21 protein-coding genes are annotated in these 21,116 nt (G+C 71.6%); 8 read left to right on the top strand and 13 right to left on the bottom strand.

Annotated elements, in window-relative coordinates; all coding sequences use genetic code 11:
- Nucleotides 1-90: 90 nt before the first annotated feature.
- From NQO67_RS36435 to NQO67_RS36425, 3 genes are all read right to left on the bottom strand, one after another.
- Nucleotides 91-570, bottom strand: a complete 480-nt coding sequence (locus tag NQO67_RS36435) for a hypothetical protein (RefSeq protein WP_255954738.1) — start codon at nucleotides 568-570, stop codon at nucleotides 91-93.
- The gene (locus tag NQO67_RS36430; RefSeq protein WP_255954783.1) at nucleotides 567-2,444 is read right to left on the bottom strand and encodes a hypothetical protein; all 1,878 of its coding nucleotides are present in this window, start codon (nucleotides 2,442-2,444) and stop codon (nucleotides 567-569) included. The genes NQO67_RS36435 and NQO67_RS36430 overlap by 4 nt, the downstream gene beginning before the upstream one ends.
- Before the next feature lie 230 nt (nucleotides 2,445-2,674).
- Nucleotides 2,675-3,295, bottom strand: a complete 621-nt coding sequence (locus NQO67_RS36425; protein ID WP_255954737.1) for a hypothetical protein — start codon at nucleotides 3,293-3,295, stop codon at nucleotides 2,675-2,677.
- A gap of 306 nt (nucleotides 3,296-3,601) precedes the next feature.
- Here NQO67_RS36425 and NQO67_RS44905 point away from each other — a divergent pair, with 306 nt between their 5' ends.
- The gene (locus tag NQO67_RS44905) at nucleotides 3,602-4,075 is read left to right on the top strand and encodes a hypothetical protein (RefSeq protein WP_308295732.1); all 474 of its coding nucleotides are present in this window, start codon (nucleotides 3,602-3,604) and stop codon (nucleotides 4,073-4,075) included.
- A gap of 3 nt (nucleotides 4,076-4,078) precedes the next feature.
- Here the strand turns inward: NQO67_RS44905 and NQO67_RS36415 are convergent, their stop codons facing one another.
- The 3 genes from NQO67_RS36415 to NQO67_RS36405 form a co-directional block, all read right to left on the bottom strand.
- Nucleotides 4,079-5,122, bottom strand: coding sequence for an alpha-hydroxy acid oxidase (locus NQO67_RS36415; RefSeq protein ID WP_255954736.1), 1,044 nt, complete (start codon nucleotides 5,120-5,122; stop codon nucleotides 4,079-4,081).
- A gap of 91 nt (nucleotides 5,123-5,213) precedes the next feature.
- Nucleotides 5,214-6,002, bottom strand: coding sequence for an SIR2 family NAD-dependent protein deacylase (locus tag NQO67_RS36410; RefSeq protein ID WP_255954735.1), 789 nt, complete (start codon nucleotides 6,000-6,002; stop codon nucleotides 5,214-5,216).
- A 136-nt stretch (nucleotides 6,003-6,138) separates the two neighbouring features.
- A complete protein-coding gene (locus NQO67_RS36405) occupies nucleotides 6,139-6,765 on the bottom strand; it encodes a hypothetical protein (RefSeq protein ID WP_255954734.1) in 627 nt (208 codons plus the stop codon).
- Between the two features lie 187 nt (nucleotides 6,766-6,952).
- On the opposite strand from NQO67_RS36405, the gene NQO67_RS36400 reads away from it, so the two are divergent.
- The 3 genes from NQO67_RS36400 (at nucleotide 6,953) to NQO67_RS36390 (ending at nucleotide 9,183) form a co-directional block, all read left to right on the top strand.
- Nucleotides 6,953-7,957: a metallophosphoesterase family protein gene (locus tag NQO67_RS36400; protein ID WP_255954733.1), complete on the top strand. Its 1,005-nt coding sequence runs from the start codon at nucleotides 6,953-6,955 to the stop codon at nucleotides 7,955-7,957.
- A gap of 153 nt (nucleotides 7,958-8,110) precedes the next feature.
- Nucleotides 8,111-8,737, top strand: a complete 627-nt coding sequence (locus tag NQO67_RS36395; RefSeq protein WP_255954732.1) for a DUF1349 domain-containing protein — start codon at nucleotides 8,111-8,113, stop codon at nucleotides 8,735-8,737.
- Nucleotides 8,738-8,793: 56 nt separating this feature from the next.
- Entirely contained in the window at nucleotides 8,794-9,183 is a 390-nt protein-coding gene (locus NQO67_RS36390) for a hypothetical protein (protein WP_255954779.1), read from the top strand.
- 95 nt (nucleotides 9,184-9,278) lie between these two features.
- On the opposite strand, the gene NQO67_RS36385 is transcribed toward NQO67_RS36390, so the two are convergent.
- Both NQO67_RS36385 and NQO67_RS36380 read right to left on the bottom strand, forming a co-directional pair.
- Nucleotides 9,279-9,470: a hypothetical protein gene (locus tag NQO67_RS36385; RefSeq protein WP_255954731.1), complete on the bottom strand. Its 192-nt coding sequence runs from the start codon at nucleotides 9,468-9,470 to the stop codon at nucleotides 9,279-9,281.
- An 11-nt stretch (nucleotides 9,471-9,481) separates the two neighbouring features.
- Nucleotides 9,482-10,330, bottom strand: coding sequence for a helix-turn-helix domain-containing protein (locus NQO67_RS36380; RefSeq protein WP_255954730.1), 849 nt, complete (start codon nucleotides 10,328-10,330; stop codon nucleotides 9,482-9,484).
- Nucleotides 10,331-10,544: 214 nt separating this feature from the next.
- On the opposite strand from NQO67_RS36380, the gene NQO67_RS36375 reads away from it, so the two are divergent.
- Nucleotides 10,545-10,967, top strand: coding sequence for an ATP-binding protein (locus NQO67_RS36375; RefSeq protein WP_255954729.1), 423 nt, complete (start codon nucleotides 10,545-10,547; stop codon nucleotides 10,965-10,967).
- Between the two features lie 19 nt (nucleotides 10,968-10,986).
- Here NQO67_RS36375 and NQO67_RS36370 read toward each other — a convergent pair whose 3' ends face one another.
- Complete coding sequence (locus NQO67_RS36370) at nucleotides 10,987-11,877, bottom strand: AraC family transcriptional regulator (RefSeq protein WP_255954728.1); 891 nt, start codon at nucleotides 11,875-11,877, stop codon at nucleotides 10,987-10,989.
- Nucleotides 11,878-11,989: 112 nt separating this feature from the next.
- Between NQO67_RS36370 and NQO67_RS36365 the strand changes: the two genes are divergently transcribed.
- Nucleotides 11,990-12,865 (top strand): phytanoyl-CoA dioxygenase family protein, encoded by an 876-nt coding sequence (locus NQO67_RS36365; protein WP_255954727.1) that lies wholly within the window; start codon nucleotides 11,990-11,992, stop codon nucleotides 12,863-12,865.
- 39 nt (nucleotides 12,866-12,904) lie between these two features.
- Here the strand turns inward: NQO67_RS36365 and NQO67_RS36360 are convergent, their stop codons facing one another.
- The 3 genes from NQO67_RS36360 to NQO67_RS36350 form a co-directional block, all read right to left on the bottom strand.
- Nucleotides 12,905-13,933 (bottom strand): nucleotidyl transferase AbiEii/AbiGii toxin family protein, encoded by a 1,029-nt coding sequence (locus tag NQO67_RS36360; protein ID WP_255954726.1) that lies wholly within the window; start codon nucleotides 13,931-13,933, stop codon nucleotides 12,905-12,907.
- The gene (locus tag NQO67_RS36355) at nucleotides 13,930-14,598 is read right to left on the bottom strand and encodes a hypothetical protein (RefSeq protein WP_255954725.1); all 669 of its coding nucleotides are present in this window, start codon (nucleotides 14,596-14,598) and stop codon (nucleotides 13,930-13,932) included. Before NQO67_RS36355 ends, NQO67_RS36360 begins: the two co-directional genes overlap by 4 nt.
- A 65-nt stretch (nucleotides 14,599-14,663) precedes the next feature.
- Entirely contained in the window at nucleotides 14,664-15,401 is a 738-nt protein-coding gene (locus NQO67_RS36350) for a hypothetical protein (protein WP_255954724.1), read from the bottom strand.
- Nucleotides 15,402-15,699: 298 nt separating this feature from the next.
- Here NQO67_RS36350 and NQO67_RS36345 point away from each other — a divergent pair, with 298 nt between their 5' ends.
- A complete protein-coding gene (locus NQO67_RS36345) occupies nucleotides 15,700-16,398 on the top strand; it encodes a DUF4232 domain-containing protein (RefSeq protein WP_255954723.1) in 699 nt (232 codons plus the stop codon).
- A gap of 297 nt (nucleotides 16,399-16,695) precedes the next feature.
- On the top strand, nucleotides 16,696-17,928 hold the full coding sequence (locus tag NQO67_RS36340; RefSeq protein WP_255954722.1) for a threonine synthase: 1,233 nt from the start codon (nucleotides 16,696-16,698) through the stop codon (nucleotides 17,926-17,928).
- Nucleotides 17,929-18,063: 135 nt separating this feature from the next.
- Here the strand turns inward: NQO67_RS36340 and NQO67_RS36335 are convergent, their stop codons facing one another.
- On the bottom strand, nucleotides 18,064-21,087 hold the full coding sequence (locus NQO67_RS36335) for an AfsR/SARP family transcriptional regulator (RefSeq protein WP_255954721.1): 3,024 nt from the start codon (nucleotides 21,085-21,087) through the stop codon (nucleotides 18,064-18,066).
- Between the last annotated feature and the right edge of the window lie 29 nt (nucleotides 21,088-21,116).

Here is a 21,116-nt window from a genome sequence, read left to right as displayed (position 1 = left end):
GGGTCGCGCATCGGGTGGGTCGCGCCCGATCGTGTCCGTGGGTGCGGGCGGGGCGGAACCGGGCGGCGTCGGGGCGCGGTCGGGTCGTGGTCAGGTGGTGTAGAAGTAGACCCACACCTCGGCTGTGGAGGGCGTTCTCCCCAGCTTGAGGAAGTCGTCGGTGGCCGCCTTGCGCGGGAACATGCCGGACCGTGCCTTGTTGAGCAGAGAGTTGACGTGGTGCGCGTAGTGCGTACCGCCCTGGCCGCCGCCGAAGGTCTGCACGAGCGCCGCCTCCTTCCCGTCCCACTTGGCCGTGGCCTTGCGGATCTGGGAGACCAGCGACTTGTCGTTGTTGCCCTTGACCTCGAACGACTGGCGTTTACGGTCGAGCGAGCGCGGTCCTTGCGGCTTCTTCGACGGCGAGGGCGACGGGGACGGCGACGCGGACGGACTGGCCGACGCACGCGGCTTGGCGGCCAGCGGGTCGGGCCGGTCGGCCAGGGTGACCACGGCCAGCACCAGCAGCAGATCGGCGAAGAGCCAACCGGCCAGCGCGACGGGGCCCAGCCGGCCCCGGCGCCGGGTCACGGCTGGGTCCCGTCAGTGCCGGTGCCGCTGCCGCTGCCGGGAACGGTGGGTGGCTGGCTGGGCTGGGGCGGAGACGGGTCGGGCTGCGGGGTGCCCGGGTCCGGCAGCAGCGGCACCGTCGTCCCGGGACCCGAGCCGGGCGGAACGTGCCCGAAGCCGGGTCCGTGCGCCGGCACCTGCGGGGTCCCGGGCGCCGGGGCGTGCGCAGGTGCTGACGTGGGTGCGGGTGCGGGTGCGGGTGCGGGTGCCGATGCGGGCGCGGGTGCCGGTGCGGGTGCGGGCGTGCCGGCATGGCCGGACCCGGCGCCGTTCGGGCTGGTCACCGGGTGGTCGGGGTCGGCGCCGGGCGCGCGATCGTAGCCGTAGCCGTACCCGCTGTCGACGCCGGCTGGCGCGCGGTAGTGGCCGTAGTCGACGGTGGGTGCGTTGGCGGCGGGAGTGCCGGGCTGGCCGTAAGCGTCCGCGGGGGTGCGTTGGTGGTCGTCACCGTCGGCGGGCGTGCCGTGGTGACCGTAGCCGTCGGCCGGCGCGTCGAAGGCCGGCGTGCCCGCGTCGTCGCCGCCGTGCAGGCCGTTGCGGCTTCCGGTGAGCGTGCGGATGCCGGAGTCGAGCCGGGCGGCGGCGTCCTGCCAGTGTGCGGCCACCGCGTCCCAGCGTTCGGTGGCGTCCCGCATGCCGTCGACGGCCTCGTTCGTACGCGCCGTGCTGGCCAGCAGCGCCTGGGAGGCACGCTCGCTGGCCTGCGCGACGGTCTCCGACTTCGCGACGAGGGCCTGCTGGGCGGTGGCCAGGGTGCCCAGCGCCGACTCGACCGTGGCACCGGCCGCCTTGATCCGCTCGGCGATGCCGTCGGCCGCCGCGGTGTTCTCCTTGCCGGCCCGGACGATCGCCTCCTGGCCGGAGCGCACCACGGTCTCCAGCCGGCTCGCCACCCCGCCGATCTTCGGGATCTCGGCGGTCAGTCCACGGGCGGCGGCCTGGAGGTCGTCGGTGGCCTGCTTGATGAGGGTGCCGGTGGTCGTCAGCGCCTTGTGGCTGGCCTCGGCCTGGGCGGCGAGCGACCCCAGCCGCTTGGCCGCGCCGGTCAGCTCACGGGCGAACTGCTGCGGCCCGGCGGCACGGTGCGGCACCAGCGCGAACTGCGCCTGCGTGAGCAGGGCGGCCAGGCTGCCGAGCAGGTGCTCGTCGGCCTCGTGGCGCTCGGTCTCCTGCCGTTCGGCGCGGGCCCGGGCGCGCGCCTGCCAGATGGCGAGCAGGACCAGCAGCGTGATGAACACGACGGTGGCCAGGGCGACGTTCTCGAACCGCCCGATGGGCGACAGGTGCCCGCCGAACCCGGACTGCCACAACTGGAGGAAGGGCCGCGCCGCTTCCTTCCGGTCGACCTTGCTCAGCTCGCCGTACGCGCCGACCGCCTCGCGCAGCCCGATCCAGGTCACCAGCAGCGGGATGAACACCAGGACGCCCATCATGGCCTCCAGCGCCCCGTCCCGCACCGGTTGCTGCCGCAGCCCGTCGCGCAGCCAGCGGACGATCCCGGTGAACGAGCGGTTCCGGGGTCCCGTGGTGCGCAGGTAGTCGACGAGGGCCCGCAGCCGACCGGCGCCGCCACCGGACGACGCCGGGGCGAGGCTCTCCGGGCGCACGAACGAGTGCACCAGGTCGACTTCGGCCCACTGGTCGAGATGCGTGCCGTGCTGCAAGTCATGGGCGAGGGCGCGCAGTTCGGCGGCGCGCGGGGTGATCCTGGGTTCGTCGGCCAGCTTGTTCAGTTGCGTGGCGAGGACGTCCTTGGTGAGCAGCCCGCGCTGCGGCGCGTGGCGTGGTGTGTTCTGCGACGCGCTCTGTAGTGCGTGCTGCGGTGCCTGAGGCAAGTCCTTCTTCCCCCTGATTCAGCCCGACCCTGCGTCGGTGGCCGTCCACGGTGGTGCCGCCGTGCTCCCTGACCGAGGACGCCCCGCCGACCCCTGCCGGTTTCGTCGGATGCGGTGCGGCGTGCACTGCCGCGGGACTCCGTGGACCAGCGTGGCAAGCGATGCCGGGGAGGGGTCCCGAACCGAAAGCCCGACCGAGCCCCGGACGGCGGGGGCCCTCGGGTGTGGCCCTACTGGTAGGGGGTGGCGGTCGGGACGACGTCGCAGTGGTCGACGGAGTCCGCGTCGCCGGGGTAGGCCAGCTCGATCTTGCTGGTCTTCTTGCCCTTGCCGGATACGTCCACCTGCTCGGTGGTGTTGCTGACGACGGAGCCGTCGGCGTCCAGGAAGGTGACGGACACCTGGAAGTGGCCCTTCCGCTCGTTGTCGTTGGTGACCTGGACGGTCGCGTACGGCTTCGACTCGCTCGCACAGCTCACCAGCCTGACCTTGGCGTCCTTCAGGTCGTCGGTGCTGCTGCCGGTGGGCGAGCTGGTGGAGTGGTGGGTGGGGTACCGGTTGTACGAGCCACCGCTGGTGCTGCTGCCGTACGTGTCGTCGTCGTCCGTGTAGGTGTCGTCGTCGCCGTACGCCGACCCCGATGACGAGCTGCCGTCGTAGTCGTTGCTCGACGACGAACTGTCATGATCCGAGTGCGAGCTGCTGCACCCGCCGCCCCCGCCTCCGCCGTGGCTGCTGTGGCCGCTGTGCCCGCCGTGCCCGCCGCGCTCCGGCGCGAAGCCGGTGAGTGCCAACGCGGTGACGGCCAGGGCTATGGTGAGCTTGAGCTTGTTCTTCCCCCGATTTGGCATTCGGCTACTTTATCCGTCGCGTGCCGGGGGCCGGAGCCGGTTCTGCCACCGTTGCCGCAACGGGACGCGGGGCAGGAACAATGCCGGAAACGGCGCTGAACGGAACTGACTCCTACCGGCACCGGCACCGGCACCGGGACGGCAGCGCGTTGCCCGCACTGCCCCGCTGGTCCAGCGGGCCGTCGACGCGGCACGCACGCACGGTTTCGCCCACTCCTGCCGGCCCGAGCAGGGCCGCCTCCTCCAACTGCTGGCCGCCGGTGCACCCCACGGCATCGCCGAGACCGGTAGGGCTGTGGCGTCGGCCTGGCCTGGCTGGCGTCCGGCGCCCCATCGGGCACCCGCCTGGTCAGTGTCGAACGGGACCCGGAACGCGCCCGCATCGCCACGGACCTCTTCCGGGACCACCCCCACGTCGAGGTCCGCCACGGCGACTGGCAGCGCGTCGAGGAGGGCGGCCCGTACGACCTCCTCGTGCTGGACGGCGGAGGCCAGGCCAAGGGCGACGGCACCGCGGACCCCGCCCGCCTCCTCATCCCCGGCGGCACGCTCGTGATCGACGACTTCATGCCGGTCACGACCTGGCCGCCCCGTTTCAACGGGGAACCCGACCGAGCTCCAGACGGCGGGCGCCCTCGTCCTCACCGCCCACCTCGACACCCATCGCCCCTCCTCGAACGCCTGGTGGCGAGCTGGCCTCCGCACACTCCCCAGGCGGACGACATCCGCGAGGCCTTGGAGGTGGACGTGGAGGCGGAGGCGGGCGCGGACGGCGCGTGACGCCTATGACCTGTGGCGCGTCGGGCTTGCGTCGTGGACGAGATCGCGGGTGACGGAGGCGACGTCCGGTGCGCCCGCCAGGGCCATGGCGTGGGCCAGCTCCGCGGTGAGCTCGGTGAGCAGCCGTGTCACCCCCGCGGCGCCGTCGACGGCCAGCGCCCACAGCGTCGGCCGTCCGACGAACACCGCCGTGGCCCCCAGCGCGAGGGCGACGAGCGCGTGCCGTCCGGTGCGGATGCCGCCGTCGACGTAGAGTTCGGCGCCGGTGCCCGCCAGGGCGTCGGCGACCGGTCGCAGGGCCCGGGCCGTCGCGACCGCGCCGTCCAGCTGCCGGCCGCCGTGGTTGGAGACCCAGACCGCCGAGGCGCCCGCGGCCACGCACTCCCGTGCGTCGTCCGCGCGCAGCACACCCTTGACGACCACGGGGAGGCCGGTGGCGGTACGCAGCCAGTCGATGGTGGCGGGCGTCAGGTCGGCCGCCTTCTCCAGCTGCGTGTCCTCCACCCCCCGCCAGGCGACGTTGGCCATCAGATGGTCGTCGGGAACGGTCTCCCACACGCTCGGCCCGTTGCCGTACTTCTCCCCGACGACGGGGGTGTCAGCGGTCAGCACCACGGCCCTTGCCCCGGCCTGCCGTGCGCGGCCCAGCATCTCCAGGGTCAGCTGCCTGTCCCGCAGCACGTAGGCCTGCACCCACCAGGGCCCGGAGCCCGCCAGCGCCCCGAACGGCGTCCCGGCGTTGCTGGAGACGCACACCAACGACCCCGCGTCGGCGGCACCGCGCACCATGGCCGCCTCGCCCTCCTCATGGGCCTGACGTTGCAGGGTGGTGGGGGCGACGAGGACGGGCGTGTCGACCGACGTGCCGAGCACCGCGGTCCGGGTGGAGACGTCACTGACGTCCCGCAACACATGCGGCAGCAGACGCAGCGCGTCCCAGTGCGCCTCGGCTTCCGCGGCCGACAGGCCGGCCCCGGCGCCCTGCCGGAAGTAGGTCATCACGGGAGCAGGCAGCCACGCCTCGGCCTCCTGCACCAACGTGTCCATCCACCGCATCCGGATGCCCCTCCCCAGGGTCCTGTGGGGTCCAACTCGGTCCAACTCGGCGCTACCCGGTCCAACGCGGTGCCAGGCGGTCCTACATGCCCGATGCCACCTTGGCCGACCCCACGGCAGCCGCGTGCAGTTCGGCGAGCACGTCTCCCAGAACGTCGGCGGCGTCACCGAGCACTTCACGTTCGAACGTGGCCGCGTCGTCGGCCCACGGCTGGGCGTTGACGAGCACCCGGACCGCGCCGGTGCGGCAGTACTCGATGAGCCCGGCGGCGGGGAACACCGTCCCGGACGTGCCGACGGCGATCCACACGTCGGCGCGGCGCGCCGCGTCGATCGAGGCACGCATCTTCCTGGAGAGCAGCGGCTCGCCGAAGAGGACGACGTCAGGGCGGGCCGTGCGCCCGCAGTGCGGGCATGTGGGCACGGTCTTCTCGTGGATCTCCTCGTCGGGCCAGGCACCGTGCCGGGCGTGGCACGCCCTTCTGGAGCAACGGCTGCGGAGCACGTTGCCGTGGAGTTCGGTGACGTTCGTGGACCCGGCCCGGGTGTGCAGCCCGTCGACGTTCTGGGTGGCGATGTGCACGTCGAAGTGGGCTTCGGCGGCGGCCAGCGCCTCGTGCGCCGGGTTGGGGCGGGCGGTGGACGCGCCACGGCGAAGCTCGTTCCAGTGGTCCCATGCCTGCCGGGCCCTGCCGTGCCAGCGGGACGCGGTGGTGAGCTCCGCGATCTTCGGGTCGCGGTCCCACATCCCGCTGCCGCCGCGGTAGACGGGCAGCCCGGACGGGGCGGAGATCCCCGCCCCGGTGAGGACCGCGAGCCGGGGCGTGCGGTCGGCGACCGCGGCGGCGCCGGTCGCGGCGGCGTCAGTCATGCGGTCATTGTCGGCGCTGGCGGGAACTCATGACACCGGATTTTCCTCCGGGCCGTTCATGGCCTTTCATGGCCGTGCCTGGCCGACGAGGGGACCCGCGCCGTGCTTTCATGCCGGCCCGTACACCGCGGCCTTCTCAGGCGGAGGGGTTGCCCAGGACGGGCCGCCGGTCGCCCGGCGAGACGTACCGCAACCGTCCGAGCATGTCGGTGACCGGTGTGAGGCCCGCGGCCTCCAACACGGCGGCGTACCTGGCGCGTTTGCGCCGGGTGTGTGCGAGTCCGATGGGCACGCAGGCCATGAAGACGGCCCAGAGGAGGCCCGCGACCAGGGCGACCGTGCTGTGTACGCCGAACCGGATGCAGGGGGCCGCCGCCAAGGCGGTCATGAGGGGAACCCCGAGCGCCACTCGCTGCTTCGGAGTGAACTGGCTGGCGAGGTCGAAGGAGATGCGGGCCTCGAGCAGCGCGATCTCCTCAGCTACGGGGGGCGGCAGCGAGACCCCGTCGCCCGCGTTCGGGTACGACGCCCGGTTCCGCGTGGCGCGCGCCTGCGCCTCGGGCCGGGGGTCGGGCACGAGCTCCAGCACGAGCTCCGCGGACTTGAATCCGCCGAGCCCTGCGTCGGCGTACGCGTAACCGAACTGCTCGGCGACGAAAGCGAGTCGCGCAAGGCTCCGGACCGAGCCCGTCCGCTTGGTGATCCTCACCCGCTCGCCACTCGCGATCTTGCGCAACATCGCGCGCACGTGTCTCTTGCTCACCGGCCACCCCCAACACCATGCACATTCCGCAAAGTACCTTATGCCTGGACACCCGGCAGGGCTCCGGTGACGGCTGTGTCGACGCCTTCTCGAGGACGCGGATTGCCCTCTGGGTGCCGTCCCGGCGGTCGGGCGCCGCGCGAAATTCCTTTGTACGCCGAACCGATGCCTCCCTAGGATCGCCGGCATGCGGCGCGTGATCATCGTCGGTGATATCCACGGTTGCTTCGACGAACTCGTGGAACTGCTGGAGGAAGTCGCCATCCGACCGGACGACCTGCTGGTCAGCGTGGGCGATCTGGTCGACCGCGGGCCGGCACCCGGTGAGGTGGTCCGGTTCTTCCGCGAACGCCCGAACTCCGTCGTGGTCATGGGCAACCACGAGCGGAAGCACGTACGCGGGGTCTTCTCCTACGCGCAGGAGATCACCCGCCTGCAATTGGGCGACGACTACGCCGAATCGGTCGACTGGATGCGGACGCTGCCGTACTACTTCGAGAACGAGCACGTCCGTGTCGTCCACGCCGCACTGCGGCCCGGCATTCCGTTGGCCGACCAGAGGGAGGAAGTCCTCTGCGGCTCGACGAAGGGTGAACGAGAGCTCGCGACGCTGTTCCCGGACGGCCACTGGTACGACCACTACACCGATGCCAAGCCGGTCGTGTTCGGTCATCACGTGACCGGCCGGGAGCCGATGACCCGCGACGGCAGGATCTTCGGCCTGGACACCGGCGCATGCCATGGCTGGAACCTGACCGCGCTGTGCCTTCCGGACCGCACGGTCCACTCGGTGAGAGCGCACGCGGACCACTGGGCGGCCACCAAGCGCCGCTGGCAGTTGCCCGTCCTGAAGACCAGGCCCTGGCGTGACGCCAGCTGGGTGGAGCTGGGTCAGGCGACGGAGCGGTTCTCCTGCGCACCCGACACGGACGCACGCAGGTGGCTGGAGAGGCTCCAGGTGTGGGCCGCGGGCCTCCAGTCGACGTTCCCCACCCTGGTCACCACGGCGCATCGAGTCGCCGACGAACTCACCAGGGACGAACTGCGCCGGCACCCCGCCGCGAAGATCCTCTTCCAAGCCCTTGCCGGCCGACTCGACGGGACCAGCCTGGCCAGGCAGTGCCCCACACCGCGCAGAACGATCGACCTCGCAGCCGCGTTGGGGCTCGTACTGGAGGAGCCGCCCACCTGAACGGCGGGCAGGCGGGGGAGCGCAGGAAGCAGCAGGAGACGATGGTTGCCTCGCACTGCTCGGGCGGCAGGTCCGTCCGCGAACCGTCCGGTCACGGTGCCAGTGGCGTTCGTGTCGTGGATGGGCCAGTGATCAGATCCAGAAGGAGACGATATGACCAGTGCCTGGACCGTGCCGGGGCTTCCCTTCGCTCTCTCGCCGTCGTCCGACGAGGCGTGGACCGTCGAGGAGGCGACCGCAACGGTGAAGGCCGCGGCGGCCGCTCGCAGCGATATCTTCATCGACCCGGGTGCGGGCACCCAGCTCAATGCCGAGTCCATGCTCAACGCCGCGACCCTGCTCGGTGTCCCGCCGGACGGTGACTTCCAGTTCAGCGCGCGTGTCACGGTCGAGTTCGCCTCCACCTATGACGCCGGCGTGCTGCTCTTGTGGGTCGATGACCGCCGCTGGGGCAAACTCTGCTTCGAGTACTCCCCCGACGGCGAACCCATGATCGTCTCCGTGGTCGCCCGCGGTGTCGCGGACGACGCCAACGCCTTCGTCGTCGACGGCCGGACCGTGTGGTTGCGTGTCTCCCGGATCGATCACGCCTTCGCCTACCATGCCTCCCTCGACGGCAGGACCTGGCGGCTGATCCGCTTCTTCACCATCGACGACATGTCCAGGCCCGTCTCCATCGGCTTCGAGGCGCAGTCCCCGACCGGTGACGGCTGTCTCGTCACCTTCGACGACATCCACTTCACCGGCGAGCGCCTGCGCGAACTGCGGGACGGTTCGTGATCCTGGCCCCGCCGCGCCCGGTCCGTGTCGGCACGGTTTAGGAGAGTCCCGTGAGCATGCCTTCGCATGTGAGTACAGACGACTGGATACTCATCGCTGCTGTCTCCACCATCATCTACATGGTCGCGATGCGCTGGTGCATGCCGACCCCGAAGGCGAAGCGGAGCATGCTCTTCGCCCCGGTCGCCGGCTGGATCTTCCTGCTGCCCAACGCCGCGATAAAGGGCTACTCCGTCTCGCACACCCTGTACTTCTACAGTTGCGCCCTGCTGATGTTCGTCATCATGCTGGCGCCGGTCGCGAAGAGGGTTGCGGCCGACATCCTGGAACAGGAGCAGAAGCCTTGGGAAAAGGTGCCTCTCAACACCTTTTCCCTGTACTGGATCGCCGTGTCGGCCACGGGTTGCATCGTGGGCATGGTCTACCTCTGGCCGATTCTTGAATAGTGGCAGGTTGTGTAGCCACGCCCGGCAGCCGCAGCCGTTGCGACTGCCGGGCAGGGTGAGGCGTGGACGCCCGGCCCACGCCTGGGTGACGGCTGCTACAGCAGGTGGTCGGCTTTGCCGGCTTTGATGTCGGTGATGAGGGTGCGGAGGGCTTCGGTGGAGTCGGTGATGTAGTGGTCCTCCGCTCCGGAGACGGCTATGTAGGCGTTGCCTTCGGTGTCGGTGCCCAGGCGGAAGCAGGAGCTTCCCTCGGCGCAGAAGGGGGCTTCCCAAGTGATCTCGGACATGGGGCTATTCCTCACGGTTGGCGTGCGATCTCCCGGATGAAGTCACGGGACTGCTCCGGGGGCAGGGACAGCTTTTCCAACAGATCGAGTTGTGCCCTGTATTTCGCCAACTGCGCTTCGGCATGCAGGAAGGCCGGCCCGTGGGAGCTGTCCACCTGCACTGTATCGAGTTGGGGTGTAGCCCCCTCCGTGTAAACCAGCGTTTGTCCAGCTCCGGGGAAGGCTCCGCGTTTGAAGGGCAACACGAGCACCGTCACGTTCTCCCGCTCCGAGATTTCAATCAGGTACTCCAACTGGGCAAGGGCGACGACGGAGCCGCCGAATTCCATGCGCAGAGCTGCTTCGTGGACGACGGCCACGTACGGGATGGCCTTGTCGCCAGTGATCACCTGCTGACGCTCGGAGCGAAGCGCCATCCGCAGGGCAACCTCATGCTCGGGCAACGAAGGAACCGCGGCCCGGAAAATGGCCATGGCGTGTTCCGGTGTCTGGAGCAGCCCAGGCACATGCACAGTGTTGGCGCCGCGAATCCGCTTGGCGTGGGCTTCCGTCTCTGCGATGTCCAGTAGCCCGTGGGGCAGGCTGCCCCGATAGCGCTCCCACCAGCCCGTGCTCGGTTGAGCCATCTCGATGAGCGCCTCTACGTACTCCTCGTCCGTCAGATCGCAATTGCAGGCGAGGGTGCGCAGACGGTCGGCGTTAATGCCTCGGATGCCCGACTCCATGTTGGAAATCTTGCTGCGGTCAACGCCCAACAGACCCGCCGCAAACTCCGCTGACATGCCCGCCGCTGTGCGGATACGTCGCAACTCGCTACCCAGTCGCTTCTGCCGTTCCGTCGGCATCGTCCGTGGGGGCATGGCGTTCCTCTCTTGACGTGACGTCAGGCCAGCGCTGCCAGGCGTCCGTTCACCGCTTTGGGGCCAATGTGTGCGAGCCGGTGGCCAATCTATCACTCGGTGCTCTACGGTCAGTACCGCGCTAGCTACACACTGCAACACCGGCAGCGCACCGCGCGAGCACGCCCAGCTGCCCTGCTCGCCCACCCTCACCACGCACGGAACGGAGTTCGTCATGCCCGAAATCCCCGTCGTACCCGCCCACTGGCGCTTCCCCGCCCGTCCGCTCTCCGTGCGACGGGCCCGGTGTGCCGTGGCCGGTGCGCTGCCCAAAGGGGTGCGGGGCCAGCTCGCCGACGAGCTGGGGCTGTTGACCTCCGAGCTGGTCACCAACGCCATCCGATACGGGGCCGACGCCGAGGACGAGGATCTGGTCGAACTCGTGCTGTGGCCGGCCGACGGCCACTACTGGGTCGCCGTGTCCGACCCGGGCGACCCCGGCGGCAAGCTGCCCGCGCTGAGGTACCCGGACGCGGCGGCCGAGGCCGGCCGGGGCCTCGTCATCGTCGACCGGCTGGCCGCCGCCTGGACGGTCCGACCCCGCCCCGTCCGGGGCACCTCCGTGGTCGCGGGGCTGCCGTTGCACGGCGGTGGTTGACCGGGCCGGGAGCGGTCGCTCACCCCTCCCGCAACCGGGCGCGGTACTCGCGGGGCGCCATCCCCCGCACCTCCCGGAAGCGCCGGTTGAAGTTGGCCAGGTTGCCGTAACCGCAGTCAGCGGCGATGTCGGCGATGCGTCGGTCGGTCTCCGCCAGCAGGTGGCACGCGGCCTGCACCCGGAGGCCGTTGAGGTAGCCGGTGATGGTCGTGCCGGTGGTGCGGCGGAAGAAGCGGCTGGCCGACGTGGGGGCCATGTGCGCCGCCTCGGCCACCTCCTCCAGGGCGATGGGGCGCGCGTACGACGCGTGCAGGAGCCGCATCATCGCGTCGATGCGCTGGCCCGCGGCACGGTTGAGCGACGGGCTGTACCGGGCGCCGGCGAGCGGGCGGTTGTCGTCGCGGTCGGCGAGGTGGACCAGGAGGCGGAGCAGGCCCAGGGTTCGTTCGGCCGGGGGGAGGCCCAGGAGTTCCTCGGGGGAGTCGGTGGGGGCGGGGGAGCCGACGGGGTCGGTAGGGCGGGGGAAGTGCAGGCCCCGCGACGCCCGTTCCAGCAGCGCGCCCACCGGCGCGAACTCGGGCCGGTCGAAGAGGTCCGGGCCGAGGAAGTCGCGGCGGAACTGCACCACGACCGCCTCGTGTACCTGATGTCCGCCCGGACCGTCCCGTTCGGGCGCCGGCGGCGCCGACGCGTACGAGTGCGGCAGGTCGGGGCCGAGCAACGTCAGGTCACCCGGCCCGTAGTCCTGCACGCTGTCGCCGACCACGCGGGTGCCGGTGCCGCGGGTGATCAGGGTCAGTTCGAACTCGGGGTGGAAGTGCCAGTGTGAGGAGAACCGCGGTTCGCTGCGCACCCAGAGTTTCCACGACATCGCGGGCGTGGGGACGACATGCTCGAACGTCGCTCGCATCCTGCCGTGATGCCCCGTTCCCCGGCCCGCAACCCGGAATGCGGGCAAGAAAGTACCGGTATTCGCCATCACAGGCGTGGCCGGTCGCGCGGCGTGCGGCCAGCCTGGGTGCATGACATCCACGGAATCCGTTGAGACGGAGTCGGCAGTCCCCTACGACCTCCACCAGCCCTACGCCCTGGACGCCGTTTCCCGCCAGCACTTCGACGACCACGGCTTCGTCAAGCTGTCCGGGGTACTGTCGCCCGAGACCCTCGCCGCGTACGAGCCGGAGATCACCGGCAAGGTGATCGAGCTGAACACGCAGCACCTGCCGCTCGCCGAGCGTGACACCTACGGCAAGGCGTTCCTCCAGGTCATCAACCTGTGGCGGCACAGCGAGCGGGTCGCGGAGTTCGTGTTCTCGCGACGCCTCGCGCGTATCGCCGCCGAGCTGCTGGGCGTGGACGACGTCCGGCTCTACCACGACCAGGCCCTGTACAAGGAGCCCGGCGGCGGCATCACCCCCTGGCACGCCGACCAGTACTACTGGCCGCTGGCCACGGACCGCACCGTCACCGCGTGGGTGCCGTTGCAGGACACCCCGGACGAGATGGGGCCGCTGGCGTTCGCGGCCGGCAGTCACCGTTTCGCGTTCGGACGTGACCTGCCGATCAGCGACGATTCCGAGCGTGAGGTGCAGCGGGCGCTGGCCGAGCAGGACTTCGAGCTGGTGGAGACGCCGTTCCGGCTGGGCGACGTCAGCTTCCACCAGGGCTGGACCTTCCACCGTGCCGCGTCCAACCGGTCCGCGTCCGCCCGCAAGGTGATGACCGTCATCTACATGGACGCCCGGAACACCATCGCCGAGCCCACCAACGACGCCCAGCGCAACGACCTGAAGTGCTGGATGCCGGGGGTGGGCGTGGGGGAGGTGCCCGCTTCACCCCTCAATCCGATCCTCTCCTCCTCGCCCGTCGGACGAGGCGACACGCGAGGAGGCTGCTGACCCTCCCCCCAGCGGGGACCCAGGGACTACGGAACGGCCCTACGGACGCGCGAACGTCGGTGTCAGGGCCTCGACCAACCGCCCCACGTACTCCTGCCCCGTCGCGTCGACATGCGGGTACTCCGTGAGGAAGTCCTCCCACTCGACGTACTCGTTGATCTCGTCGAAGTCCTCCAGACGCACGTCCTGCCGGTCGGCGTGCGGCCACTCGCCGGAGAGCCGGAACACCTCCGCCAGTCGTGCGTACGGCAGCGGGTACCGCTCGGCGAGCAGGACGGCGTCGTAGAGGTCCTTGCCCTGGGGATAGCTGTCGTTGATCAGCCACATGACCTTCCAGGCCAGGGAGAGCTCCGGGGTCACCGTCCGGAGGAGCGCGCCCTCACCGTCGCCGCCCAGGGCCGGGACCCGGGTCGTGGTGACGGCCCTGGGCAGCTGCTCGTTGAAGACGAAGTCGATCTGCACCTGGCCGCCCGGCAGCCCCGGTGCCGACCAGGGCAGCACCAGACGGCGCCCCGGGACCCGGTCGTAGGTCCATATGTCATCGCTGACGGCGTCCTCGGCCGCCAGCCGCAGGCCGCTCCCGCACTCCTCGGCCGCACCCTGCACCACCTGGGGGATGCCGTCGAACAGCGCGGCCGTGCGGTCGTCCTCGATGCCCCAGTCGGCGGGTACCACCACGAAGTCCAGGTCGCCCGGCTCCCGGGCGGCCTCGCCGAACCATGCCGCCATCAGCACGCTGCCACGCAGGACCAGCGAGGCGGCCCACGGGGAGCCGGCGATCGCCGCCAGCACCAGGTCCATGGCCTGGCGCCGCGCCGCTCGCCACGCACCGGTCCTCGCCGGGTCATCGAACGACGGATCCGCCGCCCGGTACGCGCTGGTGTACTGCTTGAGCGCCGGATCGAACACCGTGCCCTGCGTCAGGTCCTCGCCCGCCAACGGCCGCAGGGTTCGCGGCAGGCCAATGGCCGTGCGGTCCTCCTCGCCGAGAGGTTCCGTCGGGAGCACCGACTTGCGCCAGCCGTGGTCATACCAAGTCCGGGTCGTGCCGGACTCCGCACCGGTCATGGCATCGGTCCTTCCGTGATCCACCCGTCGTCGACCGACGGATTGCTGTCGTACAGGACGAACTCCCGCTCCACGGACAGCACATGATGGGCCACCTGCACCGCATCGCGTAGCGCCGCGAGCCTGAGCCCGGCCCGGCGCGCCCCCACACCATGGCAGCGCTGGGTGACAAACCGCTCGTGACGCCCGGCGGCCCGTACCCGGCGAGCGTTCCAGGACAGGTGTGCGCCGTGCCTGCTGGCGAGCGCGGCCAGTTCCTCGAGGTCGTCGCCCGTGTCCAGGAGCAGCTTGAGGTGATGCTCGAAGTAGCGGCCCGGGCCCAGACCGGCCGCCTCGCAGTCGTCCTGAGGAACCTCCGGCGCCCACGGCGAGGCCTCGATCTTCACCCGTGAGGACGCGAAACCGACCCGGCCCAGCCGCTCCGCCAGCGCCTCGGCAGCCCTGCGCTGCCCGTCGAAGCTCTCCGCTCCGCGCAGCGTCAGCATCGGCTGCGACACCATCCGGCCGCGGGCGAGCACGATCCGGGTCAGCTTCAGCCCGGCGTCCTCGGCCCACGACCGCAGCCGGGGCAGGTCGCCCTCCGCGCAGCGCACCGTCACATGAGCCTCGTACTCGGCCCGCGCCGCGCACTCGGCCCGCGCTGTGCCATCCGCACTCGTCCCCACTCGATGACTGTCCCAGACGCCCCCGAGATTCCGCTCCCGAATTCTCGGCTGCTGCCGGGACGGCGTCACGGAGACGTCGCGATCGCGATGATCAGCACCAGGGGCAGGAGGAGGAACAGGGCGCCCGGCCGGAGCATCACCGGCTTGCCGGGGTCGGCGGGCGGGCGCCATCCCATGGCGGCAGGGGCGGGGACGCCGCGGATGGTGGACAGGACGAGGAGATTGAACAGCAGCGTGAGCGGGGTGATGAACGCCGACGCCATGCCCCACCAGCCCTGCACCATGGTGTCGGACTGCATCTCACGCCAGATGGCCAGGCCGCAGCTGCGGCAGAACACCCCGCGGCGCTTCAGGAAGCGCATCATCAGCACCATGCCCTGGTGGCCACGGATGGTGACCTGCGCGGCGGGCGCGGCCCCGCAGACTTCGCAGCCGGCGGCACCGGCACCCGCACCGGCACCCATGGGCATCGGCATGGGCGCCATGCCCCCGTAGGGCTGCTGCTGCACATGCTGGGGCGATATCTGCTGCGGCGGCGCGCCGTACTGCTGAGGCGGTGCACCGTACTGCTGCGGCGCCGGGTACGACTGCTGCTGCGGGTACGCCTGCGCGGCGTTCTGCGGGTACGCCTGCTGGGGCCCGGGATGGCCCTGCTGGGGTCCCGGGTAGCCGTAACCCTGCTGTGGCGGTGCGCCCTGCGGGGCGGGGGCTCCGTACGCGGACGGGGGCGCGGCGTAGGCCGGAGGGGCGGCGGGCGACGCGGGGGGTTGTGCGCCGGGCGGTGGGTAGGGTGGGGTGCTCATCGGGGACTCCAACAGGGGATCGGGCGGACCGAGCCAGACCCTACTTCTCCACCGCGGGTGCCGCCGACCCCAGAGGGGCGCGGACCGGCCAGGCCAGGGACGCCCGTCGCGCGGTCGGACGGGACGCCGGCGGGCGCGCCGTGCACCCGGGCGGTCGAACGGCGTGGACGTCTCCTCGAATGTGCTCGCGCCGTACGTATTTCGTATCCGGCGTGTAACGCACGTTGACCGAGGGCAGCCGGGCAAGGTCTTCCCCAGCGGAACAACCGCCACCCCCTACGGAAGAAGAGGAACCGCCATGCTCACCAAGACCGCTCGCCGCGGCGTTCCGGCCGTCGTGCTCGTCGCCCTCGGACTCGCGCTGACCGCCTGCGGGCCCGACGACGCCTCGTCCTCGTCCGACACCAGCGGCTCGTCCGCCGCGACGAGCGACAGCGACACGTCCAACGGCAAGACCGGGTCCGGGCCGACCGGCTCGTCCGGTGGCTCCGAGTCGTCGAGCGGCTCCGAGTCCTCCAGCGGGTCCGGCACGTCCGGCTCCGCCGGCTCCCAGGGCAAGTCCGCGGCCGGTGGGCCCGCGGCCTGTGCGACCAGCCGGCTGAAGACGACCACCGAGAACACCAGCAGCGCCGCCGGCCACACCGGCTTCCAGATCGTCTTCCAGAACACCGGCAGCCAGCCGTGCACCCTGACCGGCTACCCCGGCGTCTCCTTCGTCAAGGCCCACAACACCCAGCTCGGCAAGGCGGCCGTGCGCACCGCCGGCAGCACCAAGTCCGTGACGCTGCTGCCGAACGGGCACGCCTGGGCCGAGGTGGAGACCGTCAACGGCCAGGGCGGCTACTCGGCCGACGAGTGCGACCTGACGAACGTTCCGACGCTGCGGGTCTACCCGCCGAACCAGAAGGAGTCGACGAACATCCCGTGGAACAAGGACGAGTGCGTCGGTTCCACCGTCCAGAACCTGCGGGTCGGACCGGTGCACGGGAACCGGTAGTCGCGGCGCACCCACCCACGTCCGGTGCGCACCCTGAGCCGGAGTGCACCGGAACCAGGACGAGGGTCGTGACCGCCCCCCATTCGGCCACGGCCCTCGTCCGCCTTTCTTCGTTCTTCGTTCGGCTTCATCCGTCTTCATCCGTCTTCGTCCGTGCTCGGGCCCGCCGCTCCCCGAGCAAGTTGAACGCTTGACTGATGTACGCGGCATGGGATCTGCTCTGGATGGCCACCGCCACCCGAGCCCCGGCCGGCCCGTGTGCGGGCCGGGTGCGGGCCAGACCAGCGAAGGGACCCCATGCCCGCGTACTCCGCCCTGTCCCATCTGGAATGCTCACGGACCGGCAGCCGGCACGATCCGGACGTGATCCAGGGCACCTCCCCGGCCGGCGCGCCGCTGCTGGCCCGGTACGACGTGGAACGGGTCCGGGCCACGGTGACCAAGGAGGAGATCGCCGCTCGCCCCGCCTCGCTGTGGCGGTACCACGAGATGCTGCCCGTACGGTCCGAGAGGAACGTGGTCTCCCTCGGCGAGGGCATGACCCCGCTGCTCGACCTGCCGCGCTACGGCGCGGCGCTGGGCGTTCCCGCGCTGAGGATGAAGGACGAGAGCCTCATCCCCAGCGGCAGCTTCAAGGCACGCGGTGCGGCGGTCGGCGTGTCGCGCGCCGCCGAACTCGGGGTCACCGGCATCGCGATGCCGACCAACGGCAACGCCGGCGCCGCCTGGTCGCTGTACGCGGCCCGGGCCGGCATGCGCAGCCTGGTCGCGATGCCCACGGACGCCCCCGAGATCACCCGCACCGAGTGCGTGGTCTCCGGCGCCGAGCTGTACCTGGTGGACGGTCTGATCGGGGACGCCGGCCGGCTGGTGGCCGCCGCCGTCGCCGAACGCACCGGCTACCAGGAGATCTCCACCCTCAAGGAGCCCTACCGCATCGAGGGCAAGAAGACGATGGGCTACGAGATCGTCGAACAGCTCGGCTGGCGGATGCCGGATGTGATCCTCTACCCGACCGGCGGCGGCGTCGGCATCATCGGCATCCACAAGGCGCTGCTGGAGCTGCGCGAGCTGGGCTGGATCGACGGTGACCTGCCCCGCCTGGTGGCCGTGCAGGCGACCGGTTGCGCGCCGATCGTCGAGGCCTACGAGCGCGGGGCACGGGAGAGCGAGCCGTTCCCCGACGCCCGCACGGTGGCGTTCGGGATCACCGTGCCCAAGGCGCTCGGTGACTTCCTGGTCCTGGACGCGGTCCGGGAGACCGGCGGTACCGCCATCGCCGTCACCGACGAGGACCTGCTCGCCGCGCAGGCGGCGCTGGCCCGCGTCGAAGGCGCGTTCATCTGCCCGGAGGGCGCCGCCTGCTTCGCCGCGGTGGAGCAGTTGCGGGCGTCGGGCTGGCTGCGCGGCGACGAGGAGGTCGTCGTGCTCAACACCGGAGCCGGCCTGAAGTACCCGGAGACGGTGCCGGTGGACGTGCCCACGCTGCCCGTCGACGGCCGGATACCGGACCTTCCGGAGTCCGCCTGACGGGGGCCGGCGGCGCGCCCGGGACCGATGCCGGCACTTCGACGAGGCGGCGCCGGCGCCGGGCGTGGACCTGCTGGAGGACGTGGTGCGGTGGGCGCTCTGAGCCCCGCGCCCCTACGGGCGATCCGCGCGCCGCTACGGGGCGTGGATGTGCTCGGCGAGCTGGGCCCTGACCGACTCCGCGTTGACGTCCTCGACCTCGGTCAGGCCCAGTTCGTCGAGCAGGGCCAGGCACCGTGCCCAGTGCGGGCGGGCCTGCTCGCCCTGGCCGAGTGCGTGGTGGACGCGGGCCAGGCCGTCGTGGGCGCGGGCCTGGTCACTGAGTTGTTCCAGGTTGCACGCCAGGGCAAGGGCGTCCTGCTGGTGGGTGAGCGCGCGGTCGGCGTCGCCGACCAGCAGGTAGGCGTGCCCGAGGGCGTGCAGGGCCTCGAACTGGTAGTTGAGATTGCCCATCGTCTTGGTGAGGTCCAGCACCTGGAGGTAGGTGTCGAGCGCGGCCTCCGGCCGGCCCTGCATGCGGTGGATGTCACCGAGTCCGAGGAGTGCGTACAGCTCGCCCTTGCGGTCGCCGGTGACGCGTGCCAGGCGCAGACTGCGCCTGTAGTGCTCGGCGGCCGGCTCGAACTGGCCGCGTGAGTAGTGCACGTTGCCGAGGCCGAACAGCACGTGCAGCTCGCGGTTGCGGTCGCCGTAGGCGATGGCGATCTCCAGGGCCTGCTGGTAGTGGTCGGCCGCTGCGGTGTGCTCGCCACGCAGCCGGTGGATGTCACCGATGCCCCGCAGCACGTCGGCCTCGGTGCCCTGGTCGCCGATGGCGCGGGCGAGGGCCAGCGCCGGCCGGTAGTGGCCGGCCGCTTGCGTGAAGTGGCCCTGCATGTGGTGGCTGTTGCCGAGGCCCCGTACCGCGTTGAGTTCGCCCTGCCGGTCGCCGAGGTCGCGCGCCAGGTCGAGGGCGCGCTGGTAGCAGTCACGGGACGGGTCCTGCCGGCCGCGCAGCCGGTGGACGAGGCCGGCCGCGTTCAGAGCGGCCAGTTCGCCGGCGCGGTCGCCGATCCGCCGTGCGGCGGTCACCGCCTCGGTGTGCAACCGTTCGGCGCCGATGAGGTGCCCTCGGGTCTCGAGGTGCTGGGACAGGGTGGCCGACAGGTGCACCGCGTGCGCGGGCCAGCCGTGTCCGGCGGCGTGTGCGGCCATGTCGAGCAGGTTGGCCTGCTCGTCGTCGAGCCACCTCGTGGCCCGGGTCTCGTCGGCCGGCGCGGCGGCGGGCCGTGACCAGCGGGGCCGGCGGTGGATGTCGTTCGGGTAGGCCACGTCCATGGCGGCCGTCGCGGCGCCGGCGTAGTGGTCGAGCAGCCGGGTGAGGGCCGACTGCCGGGCCGTTGCCGGCTCGTGCTCGTGGCAGGTCTGGGCGGCGTGCGCACGGACGAGGTCGTGGAACTGGTACCGGCCGGTGTGGTGCTGGTGCAGCAGATGGGCGTCGAGCAGAGTCTCCAGGACGTCTTCGGCGTCCTGGGGGCTCCCGGTGCCGGTGAGCGCGGCAGCGGCGGCGGCGTCGACGTCGGCGCCCGGGTGCAGGCCGAGCAGCCGGAACACCTGTTGCTGGTCCGGGCGGAGCTGGCCGTAGGACAGGCTGATGGCCGCCGCGACACCGCGCTGTCCGGAGGACAGCTCACCCAGCCGGCGACGCTGGTCGCGCAGGCGGTCGACGAGATGGTCGAGGGTCCAGCTGGAGCGGGCCCGCAGCCGGGCCGCCGCGATCCGGATGGCGAGCGGCAGCTGCCCGCACAGCCGCACGATGTCGCGTACCGGCTCGACGTCCTTCTGCGGGCCGGTGATGTCCGTGAACAGGGCGACCGCGTCGGGCAGCGGCAGCACGTCGAGGCTGAGCGGGACGGCGTGGTCGAGGCCGGTCAGCCGGCGCCTGCTGGTGACCAGGACCAGGCAGCCGGGGGTGCCGGGCAGCAGCGGTTCGATCTGGTCCTCGTCCGCGGCGTTGTCCAGCACGACGAGGATGCGCCGGCCCGCGATCCGGCTGCGGTACAGCGCCGCGGCCGGCTCCACCTCGTCGGGCACGATCTCGCCGGGCACGCCGAGGGCACGTAACAGCTGGTCGAGTGCCTTGGCGGGCTTGGTCGGCTCGATGCCGTGGGTGTGGCCGTGGAGGTCCACGAACAGCTGCCCGTCCGGGTAGTGCGGCGTCAGCTGGTGCGCGGTGTGCACGGCCAGCGCGGTCTTGCCGATGCCGGGCATCCCGTCGATCGCGCCGACTCGCACCGTCGACGGCGGATCGGCGCGCAGCAGGTCGTGCAGCCGGCGGAGCTCGTCGTCGCGACCGGTGAACGTGGGCAGGTCGGCGGGGAGCTGTGCGGGCCGGACCGCCGGCTCGGCGGCCATCCGCGGGCCGACCTCGGGGCTGTCCTGGTCGTCACGGAGGATCTCCGCGTGCAGCGTGCGCAGCCGCGCGCCCGGATCCACCCCGAGCTCCTCGACGAGCCGGTGCCGCACCGTGGCATAGGCCTCCAGGGCCTCGGCACGCCGGCCGGACCGGCACAGCGCGATCATGAGCTGCGCCCACAGCTCCTCACGCAGCGGGTGCTCGACGACCAGCCGCCGCAGGTCGTCGATGGCCGCCCCGTGCTGCCCCAGCCGGACGCACGCCTTCGCGTGCTGCTCGACGGCGTGCAGCCGCCGCTCCCGCAGCCGGGCCAGCTCGGCCCGCAGCCCCGGTCCCGTGCGGCACCCGTCCAGCGGCTCACCGCGCCAGGTGTCCAGGGCCGAGCGGAACGACTCGGCCGCCGCCTCCGTGTCGTTCCCGGCGAGCGCACGGTCGCCCCGTTCGACCAGGTCGTCGAAGACGGTCAGGTCCAGCTCGTCGCGCCCGGCGACCAGCAGGTAGCCACCGTCCTTGGTCAGCAGCCGGGCGGAGCCGTCGGGCGCCGTACCGAGACGCCGCCGCAACCCGGTGACGTAGGTGCGCAGATTGGTCTCCGGTGAGGCGGGCGACCGGTCCCACACCGCGTCCACCAGATAGGGAACGGTCGCGATCCGGTTGGCCCGCAGCAGCAACGCCCCCAGCACGGCCCGCTCCCGCGGCCCGCCAAGGCACACCGGCTCCCCGTCCCCGACGACCTCCAACGGTCCCAGCAGTCGGAACTCCATCTCGCCTCCCCCGCAAGACACGAGCATCC

The organism is Streptomyces odontomachi, from assembly GCF_024435355.1.
Lineage (GTDB): Bacteria > Actinomycetota > Actinomycetes > Streptomycetales > Streptomycetaceae > Streptomyces > Streptomyces odontomachi.
The sequence above is the reverse complement of the archived record's forward strand: the minus strand, read 5'-3'. Positions and strand labels throughout refer to the sequence as shown.